At 62.2% G+C, this 16,805-nt stretch carries 17 protein-coding genes; 8 read left to right on the top strand and 9 right to left on the bottom strand.

What is annotated here, in order from left to right; all coding sequences use genetic code 11:
* Positions 1–18: 18 nt before the first annotated feature.
* Positions 19–555 carry a type 1 glutamine amidotransferase domain-containing protein gene (locus ACF8GB_RS06095; protein WP_058638143.1) on the bottom strand — a complete coding sequence of 179 codons (537 nt, stop codon included), beginning with the start codon at positions 553–555 and terminating at the stop codon, positions 19–21.
* Positions 556–745: 190 nt separating this feature from the next.
* Between ACF8GB_RS06095 and ACF8GB_RS06090 the strand changes: the two genes are divergently transcribed.
* Together ACF8GB_RS06090 and mutM are read left to right on the top strand one after the other, a co-directional pair.
* Positions 746–1,564, top strand: a complete 819-nt coding sequence (locus tag ACF8GB_RS06090; RefSeq protein WP_178091246.1) for an HDOD domain-containing protein — start codon at positions 746–748, stop codon at positions 1,562–1,564.
* 3 nt (positions 1,565–1,567) lie between these two features.
* A complete protein-coding gene (mutM, locus tag ACF8GB_RS06085; protein WP_058602884.1) occupies positions 1,568–2,380 on the top strand; it encodes a bifunctional DNA-formamidopyrimidine glycosylase/DNA-(apurinic or apyrimidinic site) lyase in 813 nt (270 codons plus the stop codon).
* Positions 2,381–2,447: 67 nt separating this feature from the next.
* Here the strand turns inward: mutM and ACF8GB_RS06080 are convergent, their stop codons facing one another.
* Together ACF8GB_RS06080 and coaD are read right to left on the bottom strand one after the other, a co-directional pair.
* Positions 2,448–2,699 (bottom strand): YfhL family 4Fe-4S dicluster ferredoxin, encoded by a 252-nt coding sequence (locus tag ACF8GB_RS06080; RefSeq protein WP_058602885.1) that lies wholly within the window; start codon positions 2,697–2,699, stop codon positions 2,448–2,450.
* 109 nt (positions 2,700–2,808) lie between these two features.
* The gene (gene coaD, locus ACF8GB_RS06075) at positions 2,809–3,288 is read right to left on the bottom strand and encodes a pantetheine-phosphate adenylyltransferase (RefSeq protein WP_023532462.1); all 480 of its coding nucleotides are present in this window, start codon (positions 3,286–3,288) and stop codon (positions 2,809–2,811) included.
* Between the two features lie 199 nt (positions 3,289–3,487).
* Here coaD and ACF8GB_RS06070 point away from each other — a divergent pair, with 199 nt between their 5' ends.
* Positions 3,488–4,153, top strand: a complete 666-nt coding sequence (locus ACF8GB_RS06070; RefSeq protein WP_392526704.1) for a TetR/AcrR family transcriptional regulator — start codon at positions 3,488–3,490, stop codon at positions 4,151–4,153.
* A 37-nt stretch (positions 4,154–4,190) separates the two neighbouring features.
* The gene (locus ACF8GB_RS06065) at positions 4,191–5,048 is read left to right on the top strand and encodes a sulfurtransferase (RefSeq protein WP_326383320.1); all 858 of its coding nucleotides are present in this window, start codon (positions 4,191–4,193) and stop codon (positions 5,046–5,048) included.
* On the opposite strand, the gene ACF8GB_RS06060 is transcribed toward ACF8GB_RS06065, so the two are convergent.
* The 6 genes from ACF8GB_RS06060 to ACF8GB_RS06035 form a co-directional block, all read right to left on the bottom strand.
* On the bottom strand, positions 5,042–6,049 hold the full coding sequence (locus ACF8GB_RS06060; protein WP_058638140.1) for a hydrolase: 1,008 nt from the start codon (positions 6,047–6,049) through the stop codon (positions 5,042–5,044). The two genes, ACF8GB_RS06065 and ACF8GB_RS06060, sit on opposite strands and share 7 nt — an antisense overlap.
* Positions 6,050–6,136: 87 nt before the next feature.
* Positions 6,137–7,537 (bottom strand): pitrilysin family protein, encoded by a 1,401-nt coding sequence (locus ACF8GB_RS06055; RefSeq protein WP_058638139.1) that lies wholly within the window; start codon positions 7,535–7,537, stop codon positions 6,137–6,139.
* Entirely contained in the window at positions 7,534–8,877 is a 1,344-nt protein-coding gene (locus ACF8GB_RS06050) for a pitrilysin family protein (protein WP_197844095.1), read from the bottom strand. The genes ACF8GB_RS06055 and ACF8GB_RS06050 overlap by 4 nt, the downstream gene beginning before the upstream one ends.
* A gap of 70 nt (positions 8,878–8,947) precedes the next feature.
* Positions 8,948–9,550: a 16S rRNA (guanine(966)-N(2))-methyltransferase RsmD gene (gene rsmD / locus ACF8GB_RS06045; RefSeq protein ID WP_058638137.1), complete on the bottom strand. Its 603-nt coding sequence runs from the start codon at positions 9,548–9,550 to the stop codon at positions 8,948–8,950.
* Positions 9,550–11,040: a pitrilysin family protein gene (locus ACF8GB_RS06040; RefSeq protein WP_078479283.1), complete on the bottom strand. Its 1,491-nt coding sequence runs from the start codon at positions 11,038–11,040 to the stop codon at positions 9,550–9,552. Before ACF8GB_RS06040 ends, rsmD begins: the two co-directional genes overlap by 1 nt.
* The gene (locus ACF8GB_RS06035; RefSeq protein ID WP_058602893.1) at positions 11,033–12,388 is read right to left on the bottom strand and encodes a pitrilysin family protein; all 1,356 of its coding nucleotides are present in this window, start codon (positions 12,386–12,388) and stop codon (positions 11,033–11,035) included. The genes ACF8GB_RS06040 and ACF8GB_RS06035 overlap by 8 nt, the downstream gene beginning before the upstream one ends.
* Positions 12,389–12,618: 230 nt before the next feature.
* Between ACF8GB_RS06035 and ftsY the strand changes: the two genes are divergently transcribed.
* From ftsY to rpoH, 4 genes are all read left to right on the top strand, one after another.
* Entirely contained in the window at positions 12,619–14,112 is a 1,494-nt protein-coding gene (gene ftsY / locus ACF8GB_RS06030) for a signal recognition particle-docking protein FtsY (RefSeq protein ID WP_392526703.1), read from the top strand.
* A 2-nt stretch (positions 14,113–14,114) separates the two neighbouring features.
* Entirely contained in the window at positions 14,115–14,786 is a 672-nt protein-coding gene (gene ftsE / locus ACF8GB_RS06025) for a cell division ATP-binding protein FtsE (protein WP_023532835.1), read from the top strand.
* On the top strand, positions 14,783–15,811 hold the full coding sequence (gene ftsX / locus ACF8GB_RS06020; protein ID WP_058602895.1) for a permease-like cell division protein FtsX: 1,029 nt from the start codon (positions 14,783–14,785) through the stop codon (positions 15,809–15,811). The genes ftsE and ftsX overlap by 4 nt, the downstream gene beginning before the upstream one ends.
* A 112-nt stretch (positions 15,812–15,923) precedes the next feature.
* Positions 15,924–16,778 (top strand): RNA polymerase sigma factor RpoH, encoded by an 855-nt coding sequence (rpoH, locus tag ACF8GB_RS06015; protein ID WP_023532728.1) that lies wholly within the window; start codon positions 15,924–15,926, stop codon positions 16,776–16,778.
* Positions 16,779–16,805 lie beyond the last annotated feature (27 nt).

The following is a 16,805-nucleotide window of genomic DNA, read 5'->3' as shown; positions in this document are numbered from 1 at the left end:
AATGCTGAGCGCCAGCTGTCAGGACGACAGGGCCTGGATCAGTGCCTTGTTGAAGGCAGGGATATCATCGGGCTGCCGGCTGCTGATCAGGTTCCCGTCAACCACTACTTCTTCGTCGACCCACTCGGCGCCAGCGTTGCGCAGGTCATCCTGCAGGGTCTTGAAGCTGGTCATGCGCTTGCCCTGGGTCAAGCCGCTCGAAATCAGCAACCAGCCGCCGTGGCAGATCACGGCAATCGGTTTGCCGGCCGCGTCATGGCTTTTGACGATTTTCTGCGCGCCTTCAACCAGGCGGATGGTGTCCGAGTTCTGTACGCCGCCTGGCAGGACCACGGCATCGTAGAGTTCGCTGGCGCTGTCGAAGGTGCCGTCGACCTTGAATTCGTCCGCGGGCTCGTCGTGGTTCCAGCCGCGCACCGTGCCTTGCTTCTCGCTCAGCACGTGCACCTGGGCGCCCGCCTGCTGCAGGGCGTCACGCGGGCCTGTCAATTCCACCTGCTCGAAGCCATCAGTCACCAGGATAGCCACGCGCTTGCCGTTCAGTTCAGTACCCATGGGCCTTGCTCCTTTACTTGATGAATATGAGAAACAGGCCCACCCGCGCTCATGAAAGTTCAAGTTCACTGATCCAGCGGTTAGTTCTGTGGGGTGCATCGCGGTAGAATCGGCAGTCCCATACGAGTGTGCACGCATGTCCCAAGAACTCACCGCCGAACAGATCCAGCAAGCCTTGCAAGGCATCACCATTCCGCCGCAGCCGCAGATCATGGTCGATTTGCAGTTCGAGCAGTACATGCCTGACCCGGACCTGGAAACCATCGCCAAACTGATCGCTCAGGACCCCGGGTTGTCGGGGGCCTTGCTCAAGCTGGTCAACTCGGCGCACTTTGGCCTGTCCAACAAGATTGGCTCGATCCAGCGTGCGGTGAATTTGCTGGGTAGTCGTTCGATCATCAACCTGATCAACGCGCAGTCGATCAAGGGTGAAATGAGCGATGAAACCATCGTCACCCTTAACCGGTTCTGGGATACCGCGCAGGATGTGGCAATGACCTGTCTGACGCTGGCCAAGCGCACGGGTATCCAGCCCGCCGACGAAGCCTATACCCTCGGGCTGTTCCACGATTGCGGCGTTCCGCTGATGCTCAAGCGCTTCCCCACGTACATGGATGTGCTCGAAGAGGCCTATGCAAAAACCAACGAGCAGACCCGCGTGGTGGACACCGAGAACCGCGCCTTCAACACCAATCATGCCGTCGTCGGCTATTTCACGGCCAAGTCCTGGCGCCTGCCCGAACACCTGACCGGCGCCATCGCCAACCACCACAACGCGCTGGCAGTGTTTCGCGATGACAGCGCCCGCAACAACCAAAGCCAGATGAAAAACCTGTTGGCGGTGCTCAAGATGGCCGAGCACATCTGTGCCTCCTACCGGGTATTGGGCAACCAGACGGTGGATCAGGAATGGAACGTAGTGGGGCCGCTGGTGCTCGATTACATAGGCTTGTCGGAATACGACTTCGATAACCTCAAACAGAACATCCGAGAACTAGGTGGGCACTGATACATGCCTGAGTTACCCGAGGTAGAGACCACCCGGCGCGGCATTGCACCGCATGTCGAAGGTCAGCGCGTCAGCCGCGTGGTCGTGCGTGACCGCCGCTTGCGCTGGCCGATCCCGGAGGACCTGGACGTGCGGCTCTCCGGGCAACGCATCGTCACGGTCGAACGCCGGGCCAAGTACCTGCTGATCAATGCCGAAGTAGGGACCCTGATCAGCCACTTGGGCATGTCGGGCAATCTACGGCTGGTGGAGGCGGGCTTGCCGGCTGGCAAGCACGAGCACGTGGACATCGAGCTCGAATCCGGTCTGATGCTGCGCTACACCGACCCGCGCCGCTTTGGCGCCATGCTCTGGAGCCAGGACCCGCTCAATCATGCGTTGCTGCTGCGACTTGGCCCCGAGCCACTGACCGACCTGTTTGACGGTGAGCGACTGTTCCAGCTGTCCCGCGGTCGGTCGATGGCGGTCAAGCCCTTCATCATGGACAACGCCGTGGTCGTTGGCGTAGGCAACATCTATGCGACCGAAGCGCTGTTCGCTGCCGGCATCGATCCGCGCCGCGCGGCCGGTGGCATTTCGCGGGCGCGTTACCTGAAGCTGGCCATCGAGATCAAGCGCGTGCTGGCGGCGGCCATCGAGCTGGGCGGCACCACGCTGCGCGATTTCATCGGCGGTGACGGCCAGCCAGGGTATTTCCAGCAGACACTGTTCGCCTACGGGCGCGGCGGCTTGCCCTGCAAGGTATGTAGCACCGAACTACGGGATGTGAAGCTGGGTCAACGCGCCAGCGTGTTCTGCCCGCGCTGCCAGCGCTGAGGCCTTGCGCGCTTCGGGATGATCGCCACGGAGGAGCAAGGCGCGGGCATGCCGATGGCCGGCAGCGTCAGGCCTTGCCGGTGATCTTCAGGTACTTGGCCATCAGCTGCTCTTGGCTTTCCGGGTGCGCCTCATCCAGCGGGATGCAGTCGACCGGGCAGACCTGTTGGCACTGCGGCTCGTCGTAATGACCCACGCACTGGGTGCACAGGTTGGGGTCGATCACGTAGATCTCTTCGCCTTGGGAGATGGCCTCGTTGGGGCACTCGGGTTCGCAGACGTCGCAGTTGATGCAATCGTCGGTGATGATCAGGGACATGGGGGCTCCGGCCGGGGCTCAACGCCCGGGCATGTTCAACGCAATGGGCACAATTGTGCCGCATTCGCGCCTGCAGTGCACGCAGGCGCGACGATCTGGAACAGCGGCTTTATTTCTTGAAGCGCTCAGTCAGCGCATCGGCCACGGCCGGGTGCACAAATTTGCTGATATCGCCCCCCAGTGCGGCGATTTCGCGAACCAGGGTCGACGAGATGAACGAGTACCGCTCTGACGGCGTAAGAAACAGGCTCTCGACGTCGGGGGCCAGTTGACGGTTCATGTTCGCCAGCTGGAACTCGTATTCGAAGTCCGACACTGCACGCAAACCACGAAGGAACACATTGGCACCTTGCTCCTTGGCGAAATGCGCCAGCAGCGAGGAAAAGCCGATGACTTCGACATTGGGCAGGTGCCTGGTGACCTCACGGGCCAGCTCCACGCGTTGTTCCAGCGGGAACAAAGGGTTTTTCTTGGGGCTGGCGGCCACTGCAATGATCACGGTGTCGAACAGCCGCGAGGCGCGCTCGACCAGATCGCCATGGCCTTTAGTAATGGGGTCGAAAGTACCCGGGTACAACACTCGGTTCATCGCGTCATCCTGGCTGGAGTGCGTTGGGGAGTCGGATGGTAGCGCAGCGACTGCGCCCGGCCAAGTCATGCGGCCGGCCAAGGCACTATACTTTGGGCCAGCCGATGGTGCGAGGCCGCAGCGCTTGGGTACCGTGCAACACCTCGGCAATACCTCGTACCATGGCGGTTTTCACTGCTCCGTATACAGGAAGCTGGACATGGCCCGGCCCATCAAGACCCGCGAGAGAATCGTCCAGAGCAGCCTCGAGCTGTTCAATCAGTCGGGCGAGCGCAGCGTCAGCACCAACCATATCGCGGCGCATCTGGGCATCTCACCCGGCAATCTGTATTACCACTTCCCCAACAAGCAGGCGATTATTGCGGTTTTGTTCAGCCATTACGAAGCGCACGTAGACAGCTTTCTGCGCCCGCCGCAGGGGCGCCCGCTGGCGGTGCAGGACAAGCGGTTCTACCTGCAGGCACTGCTGGCTGCGATGTGGAACTACCGTTTTCTGCACCGCGATCTGGAGCATCTGCTGGGCAGCGATGCTGAGCTGGCAGCCCGTTATCGACGCTTCTCCGCGCGCTGCATGCGTCAGGGCAAGGCCATTTACCGCGGTTTCGTCGAGGCGGGTATCCTGGCGATGAACCCCGCGCAGCAGGAGTCGCTGACCATCAACGCCTGGATCGTGCTCACCTCATGGGTGCGCTTTCTCAGCACGACCCGGGAGCATGCAGCGCACCTGGGTGAAGAAGCGTTCAAGCGGGGCGTGTATCAAGTGCTGGCCCTTGAGCTGGGGTTCGTCACCGAGCCTGCGCGCAATGCGGTGCAAGCCTTGTGCCGCGAGTTTCACGTACCGTTCATTCAGGCGCTTGAGCACTAGCGCCAGGGCCTGGGATTACATCGATCAGGAGATTGTCATGTCACTTGCGCAGTTGATCACCCCGCAGCAGTTGGCTGAGCGGCTGGATTCACCAAACCTTGTCATTCTCGACTGTCGCTTCGCCCTTGAGGATGTGGATTACGGTCAGCGCAGTTACGCCCTGGGTCATATCGAAGGGGCGCACTTTGCCGACCTTGAACGAGACTTCAGCGGCTCGGTCAGCAAGGGAGTGACAGGGCGTCACCCGCTGCCCGATCCAGAAAAGCTGGTAGCCCGCCTGCGCGAATGGGGCGTGGATAACGAGAGCGAAGTGGTGCTGTACGACGACGGTACCGGCGCCTATGCCGCGCGAGGTTGGTGGCTGCTGGCCTGGCTGGGCAAACGCAGTGGCGTTGCCCTCCTGGACGGCGGCCTGACCGCCTGGCACGCCGCGCACCTGCCATTAAGCCTGGATCCCCCAGTCCGGCGCGAAGGCAACTTCAGCGGCCAGCCCGATGATGCGATGTTGATCGATGCCGATGGCCTGGATCAGCGCCTGGACAGCGCAGACCTGACCCTGCTGGATGCGCGCGCATTGCCACGTTTTCGTGGCGACATGGAACCCATCGACCCAGTGGCAGGGCATATCCCTGGAGCACGCTGCGCCGCTTTCACCGAAAACCTTGGCAGCGATGGCCGTTTTCTGCCGCCCGAGCAACTCAGACAACGTTTCGAGCAGCAACTGCAGGGGCGTGCGCCTGAGCAACTGGTTGCGTACTGTGGTTCGGGGGTAACGGCGTGTCATAACCTGTTCGCGTTGGCGTTAGCAGGCTACCCGCTCGGCAAACTGTATGCAGGCTCATGGAGTGAATGGATCACCCGCCCTGAGCATGCAGTGGCAACGGGCGATCAGTAAGCCGTCCTCTGCATACCTTCGCGCAACCACTGCGGAATCCGGCGCTCCAGGTAATAGCCCGGTTTTCGCAGGCTGCCGTCGACGAACCCGACGTGGCCGCCATGGGCGTGCAACTCCAGCTCGGTCCCCGGGGCCAGCTCGTTTGCCGTTGGTAAGCTCAGGGGCGAGACGAAGGGGTCGTCGCTGGCCTGGATGATCAGGGTCCGGGTACGGTTCTGACCCAGGTAGAAGCCACTTGAAGCGCGGCGATAATAGTCGTGCACATCCTGAAAACCATTCAGCGGTGCAGTGACCTTGGCGTCGAAATCCCAGAACGTGCGCAAGCCGCGCAGTGGCCCGAGCTGCTCCAGCTTCGCCAGACGTTCTGGGTGGCCTTGGTCTTTGAACAAACGCTGCTTGATCTGCACGTAGGCGAGCATTTCGCGCATGAAATGTGCCTGGTACACCTTCGAAAACCCTAGGCCGATACGATCGGCACACTGGTCCAGGCGAAAAGGCACGGAGACGGCAACTGCTGCCTGCAACTGGCTGTCGTCACCCTGTTCGCCCAGGTATTTAAGCAGGACATTGCCTCCCAGGGAGTAGCCGACCGCGGACAGGGGGGCCAGGGGCCTTTTGGCGCGCAAGTGGCTGATGATTTCAGCCAGATCCTCGCTGGCGCCAGAGTGGTAGCTGCGCGGCAGCAGGTTCGGCTCCCCAGAACAGCCCCGCCAGTTCGCTGCAACGCTGGCCCAGCCCAGTGCGTGCAGCGCCTGTTGCAGGCCTTTGACATAGGGTGAGCCCGATGACCCCGTCAACCCATGAAGCACTAGCACCAGCGGCGCATGGGGCTGGTGCGGGCCATGCCAGTCGAGGTCGATGAAATCCCCGTCCGCCAGCCAGATGCGTTCGCGGTCGCGTTGCAGCACTGGGATTTTGCGCCAGAGGGGACCCCACAATGTTTGCAGGTGGGGGTTGGAAAGGCCTTTGGCAGGATGAAACAGGGCGCTGGAGCTTGGCATGCTGGGTAACTCGTGATGTGCCCGGCTAGAGTGCCATGAAACAGCGCCTGTATCAGCTCTCACTGACTCGCCTGTGCTCCTGCTCGCCTATCGCTGTGCTGGCTCCGGCGTAGGCAAGGGGGACTGCTCGGCGTCGGGGCCGAGGGTGACGAATACCTGAGGTGCGTTGCGCCACCACACCTGCGCTACTTCACGAAGGTGGGCAGGGGTCAATGAAGCAAGCCTGTCCAGATGGGTGGTCAGGTAATCGGCGGGCAGGCCCTGATGACTGTGCGTGGCCAATGTCGCTGCCAGCTTTGCGCTGTCGGCCAGTTCCCGGTGCAGCCGAGCAGCGATCTGGTTAACGGCCATGTCGCACTCCACCTGAGTTGGTCCAAGTTCATGGAGGCAATCCAGCATGCCTGCGACAAGGGCATGTGAAGCTTCCCGGTATTGCGGGGCGACGTCCCAGTGTACGTGCAACAGTGCTCCCGCATCCAAGTGCCTCAGTTTGGTAGTGACCGTGTAGGTCAGCCCTCGCACATGGCGCAGTTCCTGAGGCAAGCGCGCCTCGTAGTTGCCGCCAAGAATCTCGGTCAGCAACTCCAGTGCAGCATAGACCGGGGCGTTGGGTAGCACGGGGATGGCCAGGGTCAGCATTGCCTGAGTTGCACTGCCAGGGTGCGCAATATGGCGTGACAGAGGCGACTGCTCACCTAACATGGACGGTGGTTGCGATGCCCACTGCTGCGGCAAATCACGTATCAGGTCATTGACCAGCTGTTCCGCCTCGTCTCGGCTCAGGTCGCCAACCAGTCCTATAGCGAGGTTACTGGCCGAGTAAGCCTTTGCATGAAAGGCCCGCACCTGATCAGTGGTCAAGGGGCCGATGATCGCTGCATCGGCGTGCGAAGCGTACGGATGGCCGCTGAATACATGACCGGTGGTCGTATTGATCAGGCGTGCCAGCGGATTGAGGTTTTGCCGGCCTTGGTAGAGCGCTATTCGATCACGTATCTTCGCCACGTCCTCTGCGCGAAACGCTGGGCGGGCCAGCATCTGCGCCAGCGTTTGCGAAACAGCTCGCAGCAAGCCGGGTGTGCTTAGGCACCTTAGCGTGATCGTGGCTTTGTCTTCGCTCAACGAGCGTCCCACGATGGCGCCCCTTGCAGCCATGTGCTCGGCAAACTGCGCCGCACTGAGGGTTTCGGTACCCTGATCAAGGCTGTAGAGCGTCAGCGCAGCCAGCCCTGGGTGATCGCCATCAAGAGCGCTACCTGCCCGGAATCGCAGCACCAGATCAATCATGGGCCGATCGTGCGCAGCTATGAAACTGACCTTCGTACCTTGCGCCGTCTCCCATCGCTCAGCCGTGGCCAGGAGGGCAGGAGGCTGGTCGAGCTCGACCGTTTGGGTCGAGGTCAGCCTTGCCATCGCTTGACGCGCAGCATCGATGGCAGGCCCTTGGCACAGCACAGGTGCTGCTTGGCGTATCTGATCGTCGGTCATGCTTGCGCTCCTGGTAAAAGAGAGGTGGTGGTCAGCCGCTCACGGCCCAGATAAGTGCGCGCTACCTGCTGCACCTGAGCGCTATCGATGATCGAGATCAGGCGCGCATGTTCGTCGATCAGGGTTGCTGGCTGCCCTGTCGCGGCCATGGCGCCGATTTGTGAGGCTTGGGCAATTGGGCTGTCGAGAGAGAAAAGCTGGCGGGCGAGCAATCGCAGTTTTATCCGCTGCAACTGCTCGTCGGACAAGGCTTCGGTATGCAGGCGTGCTATCTGCTTGTAGATAGCATCAGCAGCTTGTTCGAGGGTCGCATTCAGCGTGTTCACATAGGCTGAGAAGGTGACTACGGTGTCGCCACGTACGAGGAGGTCGTAGGTTGCGGCAACGCCTGTCAGCAGACCCCGGCCCCTGACAAGTTCGGCATACAACCAAGCGCTGGAGCCCTCGGCCAGTACTTCACAGATCAGTTCGAGGGTCTTGCTCGTGAGTGCATTGATGGCTGTGGCACAGCTGGGGACGTTGAAGGACATCAACAGACCATGGCTAAGCCCCGGCAAGCTGACGGTCTGGCTGCGTTCAGCCAATGGCGCGTCTGAGCGAGGAAAAGGCGAGTCTGTCAGCTGGCCGCGCTCCACGTGCGCAAAGTACCTTTCGACCTGCTGTTTCAACGTTTCCAGTTCTACGTTGCCCACCACGACGAGCGTGGCGTTGTTAGGCCGGTAATGGGTGATGTACCACTGCCGCAGCGTTGGAAGGTCGATGTTCTGTAGATCCACCGGCGAGCCGAAGCTTGGGGTGGCATAAGGGCTGCTGCCGTGTGCCAAAGCCAAGTGACGGTCGTAGGCTTGCTGGACGGGCTGGGCGTCTACCTTCAGGCGTCGTTCGTCAGCGATTGCCTTGGCGCCTCGTGCCAACTCGGGCAACCCGAATGTGGCTGTGGTCATGGCATCTGCCAACAGTTCGAGCGCAACGGGCAGGCGCGATGCAGGCAGCAGCATGTCGAAAGAGGTGGCGTCGAGGTGAGTACTGGCATTGGCCTGTCCCGCAAGGCGGGCAACGACTTTGGCGTACTGCCCAGGCTCCAGCTTGCGGCTGCCTTCGAATATGACGTGTTCGAGCAAGTGCGAGAGGTTGGTCTGCCCTGCCGGCTCATGGCGGGTACCGACGTTGTACCAGAGCTGGACGGCGGCGAGGGCATTTCGGCTCTGCTGCCTTAGGTAGACGGACAGACCGTTTTCAAGCGTGAAATGCTGGAGAGGGGAGGGGCTGGCGCTTGTAAGAGAGGCAAGCGCCGCCGAGACATCATCGGCCAGTGAAGGCGCAGAGAGTGATACGGTCATGCTGAGGTGCTCGGGTGGCTAGAGACCCGAGCAGCATCAGTCAATGCAAGACCTGGCCTGCGCTATATAACTAGCCCCGTTGCCACAGCGCGTAGTACACCTGTCCGGTTTTTTTCTCCCGGTGCAGGCGCCAGTTGGCAGGCAACTGCAAGGTCGATGGAGCCGCTTCGCTCTCGGTGTATACCCATGCTTGCTCGCTCAGCCACTGGTGCTGTTCAAGCAGATTGCAGGTGTCTGCCAGCAACTGTTGATGGAAGGGTGGATCAAGGAACACCAGGTCGAACTGCTTTTTTGCAGGGCCTTGCAGATAACGCAAGGCATCGGTCTGCAGGATCTGCCCCCGTGGGCAGCGCAGGAGCTCGAGGTTGTTCTTGAGGTTGGCGATGGCCGCAGGATTGCTGTCCAGCGCCACGGCATCTTCAGCCCCGCGAGACAGGGCCTCCAGCACCAAGGCTCCGCTGCCGGTGAAGGCATCGAGCACGTGCGCGCCCTCGATGTAGGGTGCCAGCCAGTTGAAAACCGTCTCGCGTACCCGGTCAGGCGTAGGGCGCAAGCCCTCGCCGTCGGGCACGGCCAGGCGACGGCTGCGCCATTGGCCCGCGATGATACGCAGGTGGCCCTGGCCCTTGCTCTGGCCCGGTTGCTGGCGAGCGGGAGGGTTGGATCTTGGCATTAGTGCTCCGGTACCCCGAGCGGTTGCCCGGAGGGTTTATCAGTGGGGGCTGGCAGTGGCTTCTGCGGCACCTTCGGGCCAACCGTGACGATGACCAGCTTGTCGGCAGACAGGTGCTTGTTCATGGCGTCTTTAACCTGTTCGACGGTCAGGGCCTGGGACTGCTGCATGAAATCTTCCAGCCAGCTCAATGGCAGGTTGTAGAAGCCGATGGCGCCCAGTTGGCCGACAATGCTGGCATTGCTGGCATTGGAGAGCGGGAAGCTTCCGGCCAGCTCGCGCTTGGCATCGTCCAGTTCTTGCTGGGTAGGACCGCTGCGCAGGTAGTCGGCCAGAATACCCTGAACCAGCTTCAATGTCCCTTCGCTGAGCTCGGCGCGGGTTTGCAGGTTGATCATGAACGGGCCGCGCACTTGCATTGGGCTGAAGGCCGAATAGACCCCGTAGGTCAGGCCGCGCTTTTCCCGCACCTCGCTCATCAGCCGCGTCCCGAACGCGCCGCCACCGAGGATCTGATTGCCCAGTGACAGGGCTGGCCAATCCTTGTCCTGGCGATCGATACCCAGCTCTGCGAGCATCAGGTGGGTCTGCTGAGACGGAAACTCGATGTGGGTGAAGCCTGCCTTGGGCTCCGTCGGTTGGGCTGGAGCAGGCAAGGCCGGGCCTTTGGGCAGACCGGCTGAAACCTGCGCGGCAATTGCCTCGGCTTCGCTGCGGTTCAGGTCACCCACCAGTGCGATGACGGCATTGCCAGGCGTGTAGGCCTTGGCGTGAAACGCTCGCAACTGCTCCAGGGTAATGCCAGTGATGCTTTGCGGTGTTCCATCGCTGGGATGCGCATAAGGGTGTTCGCCGTACAGGTTGGCGAACAGCGTCTTGCCTGCGAGCTTGCCGGGATTCTGCTTGTCGTATTCGAAGCCGGCCAGCATCTGGTTCTTGAGCCGTTTGAGCGCATCCTCCGGGAAGGTGGGCTTGCCTGTGACTTCGGTAAACAGCTTCAAGGCCTGGTCGCGCTTGTCCTTGGCACTGAGGCTACGTAGCGAGGCGACGGCCATGTCGCGGTACGAGCCGTTACCGAAATCTGCGCCCAGGCCCTCGAAGCCCTGGGCGATGGCCGTCACATCCTTGCCCTGTACGCCTTCGTTGAGCATGGCGTTGGTCAGCGCCGCCAGGCCTGGTGTGTCACCGTCCTGGCTGCTGCCGGCAGCGAAGGTCACGCGCAGGTCGAACATCGGAAGCTCGCGGGCCTCGACGAACAGCACCCGCGCGCCTTCAGCCGTGTTCCAGTGCTGGATGTTCAACTGGCGGGTGGTGGGCGCCTTGCCATCAAGCTCGGCCAGGGACTGTAGAGTGTTGGCCTGCCGGGCTTGTGCATTGCCAGCCTTGGCAGCGTCCTGGGCCAGTGCCGGTACGGCCAGCGCAGCCGTCAATGCCCAGGTACAGATACCCGTGGCCAGCCAGTGGGGGCGGTGCAAGCGACGGTCACTCATGAGCGGACTCCTCGGGCAGAACATGGGCAACGCTCAGGCGTTCGCGGGTGAAATAGGTACGGGCAGCTTGCTGGATGTCCTGAGGGGTAACGCGCTTGAGTTCGTCCAGCTCGCTGTCGATCAGCTTCCAGGACAGCCCGACGGTTTCCAGCTGGCCGATGGTGGTTGCCTGACTGCTGATTGAGTCGCGGTCATACACCAGCCCGGCGATGACCTGGGCGCGCACGCGCTCGAGCTCTTCTGCCGTGGGCGGAGTAGTCTTGAGTTCATCCAGCAGTTGCCAGATGCCCTTTTCTACGTCTGCCAGGGTTTTTTGCTTCTGCACGTTGGGTGTGGCTGAAATGAGGAACAGGCTGTCGCCGCGCGTGAAGGCGTTGTAGCTGGACGAGGCGCCGGCCACCAGTTCCTGCCCGCGCTCCAGTCGTGCGGGCATGCGTGCGCTGTAGCCGCCGTCGAGCAAGGCCGAGATCAGACGTAAGGCATGCACCGTGCGAGGGTCCTTGGCCGTGGGCAGGCCGGGTACGTTGAAGCCGTAGATCAGGCTTGGCAGCTGGGTGCGCACGTGCAGGGTCAACTGACGCTGGCCGGGCTCAGCCAGCTCCAGCGGCAGCTTGGCCGCAGGTGTGTCCCGGCGAGGGATAGCGCCGAAGTACTTCTGGGCCAGGCCCTTGACTTCCTCGGCGGTGACATCGCCCACCACCACGAGCGTGGCGTTGTTGGGCGCGTACCAGGAGGTGTACCAGTGGCGCAGCTCCTCGACCTTCATGCGCTCCAGGTCGGCCATCCAGCCGATGGTCGGGGTGTGGTAGCCACTGGCCGGGTAGGCCATGGCCCGAAACAGCTCGAACGCCTTGGCATTGGGCTGGTCATCGGTGCGCAGGCGGCGCTCTTCCTTGATGACCTCGATTTCACGGCTGAACTCGTCGGCTGGCAGACGCAGGCTGGCCAGCCGATCGGCCTCCAGCTCGAAGGCAACCGGCAAGCGATCACGCGCCAGCACCTGGTAGTAGGCGGTGTAGTCGTCGCTGGTGAACGCGTTCTCTTCGGCGCCCAGGTCCCGCAGGATACGCGAGGCTTCGCCGGGGCCGACCTTGGCACTGCCCTTGAACATCATGTGCTCGAGCGCATGGGAAAGGCCGGTCTGGCCAGGCGTCTCGTAGCTGGAGCCGACCTTGTACCAGATTTGCGAGACCACCACTGGCGCGCGATGGTCTTCGCGCACGACCACTTTGAGGCCGTTATCCAGGATGAATTCGTGAGTGGGTTGCACATCGGCGGCGAAGGCCGCAAGCGGGAGGCACAGCGTGCCGAGCAACAGGCCAGCGGCGCGGCGGGCTAGAGCATTCATACGGTGTTTAACCTGTTCGGCGGCCCGCTGGGTTTAGCGTCGGCAGGCCAGGAGGTGCTAGGATACTGATCCGGTTGCCTGGCGACCATGCCTGTCGCCGTTCTGGCCTGCAGGACATCAAGACAAAACGTTGCGCATGAACCAGCCGGCTTCTAGATAGTCTGTTCTGCGTAGAAAGAATTCCTGATGCGCCCTAGCGGGCCATCGCTACCCTGAGATAGCCGTCTTCCATGTTTGGTTCCAACGACGACAAAAAAGCGCCGGCCGAGGCTGGCGAGAAGAAAGGCCTGTTCGGCTGGTTCCGCAAGAAGCCGCAGCCACCTGCGCAAGCGGACGTGCCGGCGGAAAAATCCCCAGCTGTCGAAGCGCCCGCACTAGCTGATTCCGAGCGAGCGGAGGTGCCTGCGCCGCTGGACGAGCACGCCGCTGCGGCCCCGGTCGTTGCGCCGCGTGCGGAGCCTATACCCCCTGCTCCCGTGACGGCTGAGCCCTTGCCAGAGGTCGCCGTGCCCGAGGCACCGGCGCCGGTAGTCGATCCTGCACCGCACGTGCCCGCGCCTGTTCAAGCGGTCGCGCCTGAAGCCGAAATCCCTGCCCCCGTGAGCAACCTGGTGCTGCCGGTTGCAGAAGAACCCGTGGCGCTGGTGCCCGATCTGCAAGCCAAGGCGCCACCGGTCATTCCTGATCGCCCGGCGCCTGCGCCAGCGGTCCAGCCCATTGCAGAGCCGCCCAAGGTCGATCTGCACGTCGAGGCCGAGGCTGCCCCGCCCGTCGAGGCCGCCCAGGCCGAGCCTGTGAAAGCAGGCTTTTTCGCCCGCCTCAAGCAGGGATTGTCGAAAACCAGCGCCAGCATTGGCGAAGGCATGGCCAGCCTGTTCCTGGGCAAGAAAGTCATCGACGACGACTTGCTCGACGAGATCGAGACTCGCCTGCTGACCGCCGACGTCGGGGTGGAGGCCACGTCCACCATCGTTCAGAACCTGACGCAGAAGGTGGCTCGCAAGCAGCTGGCCGACGCCGATGCGCTGTACAAGTCCTTGCAGGAAGAACTGGCCGCGTTGCTCAGGCCTGTCGAGCAGCCGCTGGTCGTGGCGGCGCAGAGCAAGCCTTATGTGATCCTGGTGGTAGGCGTCAATGGCGCTGGCAAGACCACCACCATCGGCAAGCTGGCCAAGAAGCTGCAAATGGAAGGCAAGAAAGTGATGCTCGCTGCAGGCGACACCTTCCGGGCCGCGGCGGTCGAGCAATTGCAGGTGTGGGGTGAGCGTAACCGCATCCCGGTGATCGCGCAGCACACCGGCGCCGACTCCGCCTCGGTGATCTTCGACGCGGTGCAGGCAGCCAAGGCCAGGGGCGTGGATGTGCTGATCGCCGATACCGCCGGGCGCCTGCACACCAAGGACAACCTGATGGAGGAGCTGAAGAAGGTCCGTCGCGTCATTGGCAAGCTCGATCCCGATGCACCGCACGAAGTGCTGCTGGTGCTCGACGCCGGTACTGGCCAGAACGCCATCAGCCAGGCCAAGTATTTCCACCAGAGCGTGGAGCTGACCGGCCTTGCGCTCACCAAGCTCGACGGTACCGCCAAGGGGGGTGTCATCTTCGCCCTGGCCAAGCAATTCAAGCTGCCTATCCGGTTCATCGGTGTTGGTGAAGGGATCGATGACCTGCGCACCTTCGAGGCCGAGCCGTTCGTCAAGGCCCTGTTCGCCGAGCGAGACTGACCATGATTCGATTCGAACAGGTTGCCAAGCGCTACCCCAACGGCCACGTGGGGCTGCACGAGCTGAGTTTCCGGGCGCGTCGGGGCGAATTCCTGTTCGTCACCGGGCACTCGGGCGCAGGTAAAAGTACGCTGCTGCGCCTGCTGCTGGCCATGGAGCGTCCTACCAGCGGCAAACTGATGCTGGCCGGGCAGGACCTGGGCCAGATCAGCAATTCGCAGATCCCGTTTCTGCGCCGCCAGATAGGCGTGGTGTTCCAGAACCACCAGTTGCTGTTCGACCGCACGGTCTTCAACAACATTGCCTTGCCCCTGCAGATACTGGGCTTGTCCAAGGCCGAGATCGCCAAGCGCGTGGACTCGGCGCTGGAGCGGGTGTCTCTGGTCGACAAAGGCGAGCTGTACCCTGCCGACCTGTCGACCGGCCAGCAGCAGCGCGTGGGTATCGCCCGCGCCATCGTGCACCAGCCAGCCCTGCTGCTGGCCGACGAGCCAACGGGTAACCTGGACCCGCGCCTGGCTGCGGAAATCATGGGGGTGTTCGAGGACATCAACCGATTGGGCACAACGGTCTTGATCGCCAGCCACGACCTGGCCCTGATCGCGCGCATGCGTCACCGCATGCTCACCTTGCAGCGCGGGCGTCTGATCGGCGACGGGGAGGCCGGACAATGAGTACGACACGATCACCGAAGGTCTCCGAGCGCGTCGCGCCTAAACCTGCCGACCCACAGCCTGCGAAGAAACGTGGCGCAGGCTCCGACGATGACGGTCCGGACCTGCGATCGCTCATGCATGCCTGGCTCGAGAGCCATCGCGCCAGCCTGGCGGATAGCTTACGGCGACTGGGCAAGCAGCCCATTGGCAGCTTCTTCACGTGCATGGTGATGGCCGTGGCGCTGAGCATGCCCATGGGGCTGTCGTTGTTGCTCAAGAACATCGAGCAGTTGGGCGGGTCCTGGCAGCGCGCCGCGCAGATATCCCTGTACCTCAAGCTCGATGCCAGCAGCCGTGACGGCGAGGCGTTGCGCGATGAAATCAAGGGCATGCCTGGCGTAGCAGAGGCGCAGTATGTCAGTCGCGAGCAGGCGCTGCAGGAGTTCCAGCAGCAATCGGGCCTGGGCGAGGCGCTGCGTGAGTTGCCCGACAACCCACTGCCCGGCGTGGTCGTGGTGACCCCGACCGAAGTCGACAAGCCGGCCTTGGAAGCGTTGCGTCAGCGCCTGTCGGAGTTGCCGCGCGTCGATGTAGCGCAGCTGGACCTGGTGTGGGTCGAGCGGCTGGCGGCCATCCTCAAGCTTGGGGACCGGTTCGTTTTCGGGCTGGCCGTCATGCTCATTTCTGCGCTGCTTTTAGTAATTGGCAACACAATTCGTCTACATATCGAGAACCGCCGTGTCGAGATCGAAGTGATCAAGCTGGTGGGGGGCACCGATGCGTACGTACGCCGGCCTTTCCTGTACATGGGGGCCTTGTACGGCCTGGGCGCGGGCCTGTTGGCCTGGGCCATCCTGGCGTTTGGCCTAGGGTGGCTGAACGAGGCCGTGGTGAGCCTGTCCGGTCTGTATGGCAGCGATTTCGCCTTGGGTGGCGTACCTGCCTCCGATGGTCTGTCGCTCTTGATCGGAGCGGTGCTGTTGGGGTATATCGGTGCATGGATTGCAGTCGCCCGCCACTTGAACGAGCTGGCGCCGCGATAGTTTTTATTGGCCAGCATTGGCCTGGGCGTGCCCGTTGGAACTTGTACCTGGGCCCCAGGTCTATGTAGGCAGCGCCTGAAAAGCGCGAGTTCAGTAAGTCGGAGGTTCTTGAATGACCACATCGTTGCAACCTGCGTATGCCCTGGTCCCCGGTGCAAACCTGGAGTCCTACGTGCATACGGTCAACAGCATCCCGCTGCTGACTGTCGAGCAGGAGCGTGATCTGGCTGAGCGTCTCTATTACGAGCAGGACCTCGAAGCTGCTCGGCAGATGGTAATGGCCCACCTGCGGTTCGTCGTGCATATCGCCCGTAGCTATGCCGGTTATGGGCTGGCCCAGGCCGACCTGATCCAGGAAGGCAACGTTGGCCTGATGAAGGCCGTCAAGCGCTTCAACCCTGAAATGGGCGTGCGCCTGGTGTCGTTCGCCGTGCACTGGATCAAGGCCGAGATTCACGAGTTCATCCTGCGCAACTGGCGTATCGTCAAGGTGGCGACCACCAAGGCCCAGCGCAAGCTGTTCTTCAACCTGCGCAGCCAGAAAAAGCGTCTGGCCTGGTTGAATAACGACGAAGTGCACCGGGTTGCCGAAAGCCTGGGGGTCGAGCCTCGTGAAGTCCGCGAGATGGAAAGCCGTCTGAGCGGTCACGACATGGCGTTCGATCCGGCAGCCGAAGCCGATGACGACAGTGCCTTCCAGTCGCCTGCGCATTACCTGGAAGACCACCGTTACGACCCGGCAGTACAGCTTGAAGATGCAGACTGGAGCGACAACTCCACCAGCAACCTTCATGAGGCCTTGCAGGGTCTGGATGACCGTAGCCGGGATATTCTGTACCAGCGCTGGTTGGCCGAAGAGAAAGCTACCCTGCATGAGCTGGCCGAGAAATACAGCGTGTCGGCCGAGCGTATTCGCCAGTTGGAGAAGAACGCGATGAACAAGGTCAAGGCCTTGATCGCAGCCTGATCGTTCTCTGTTCGACAAGAAAGCCGC

Origin of the sequence: Pseudomonas sp. xss_4 (genome assembly GCF_043104125.1) — a bacterium.
GTDB classification, from domain to species: Bacteria; Pseudomonadota; Gammaproteobacteria; order Pseudomonadales; family Pseudomonadaceae; genus Aquipseudomonas; species Aquipseudomonas parafulva_B.
This window is presented reverse-complemented; position numbering and strand designations above follow the sequence as displayed.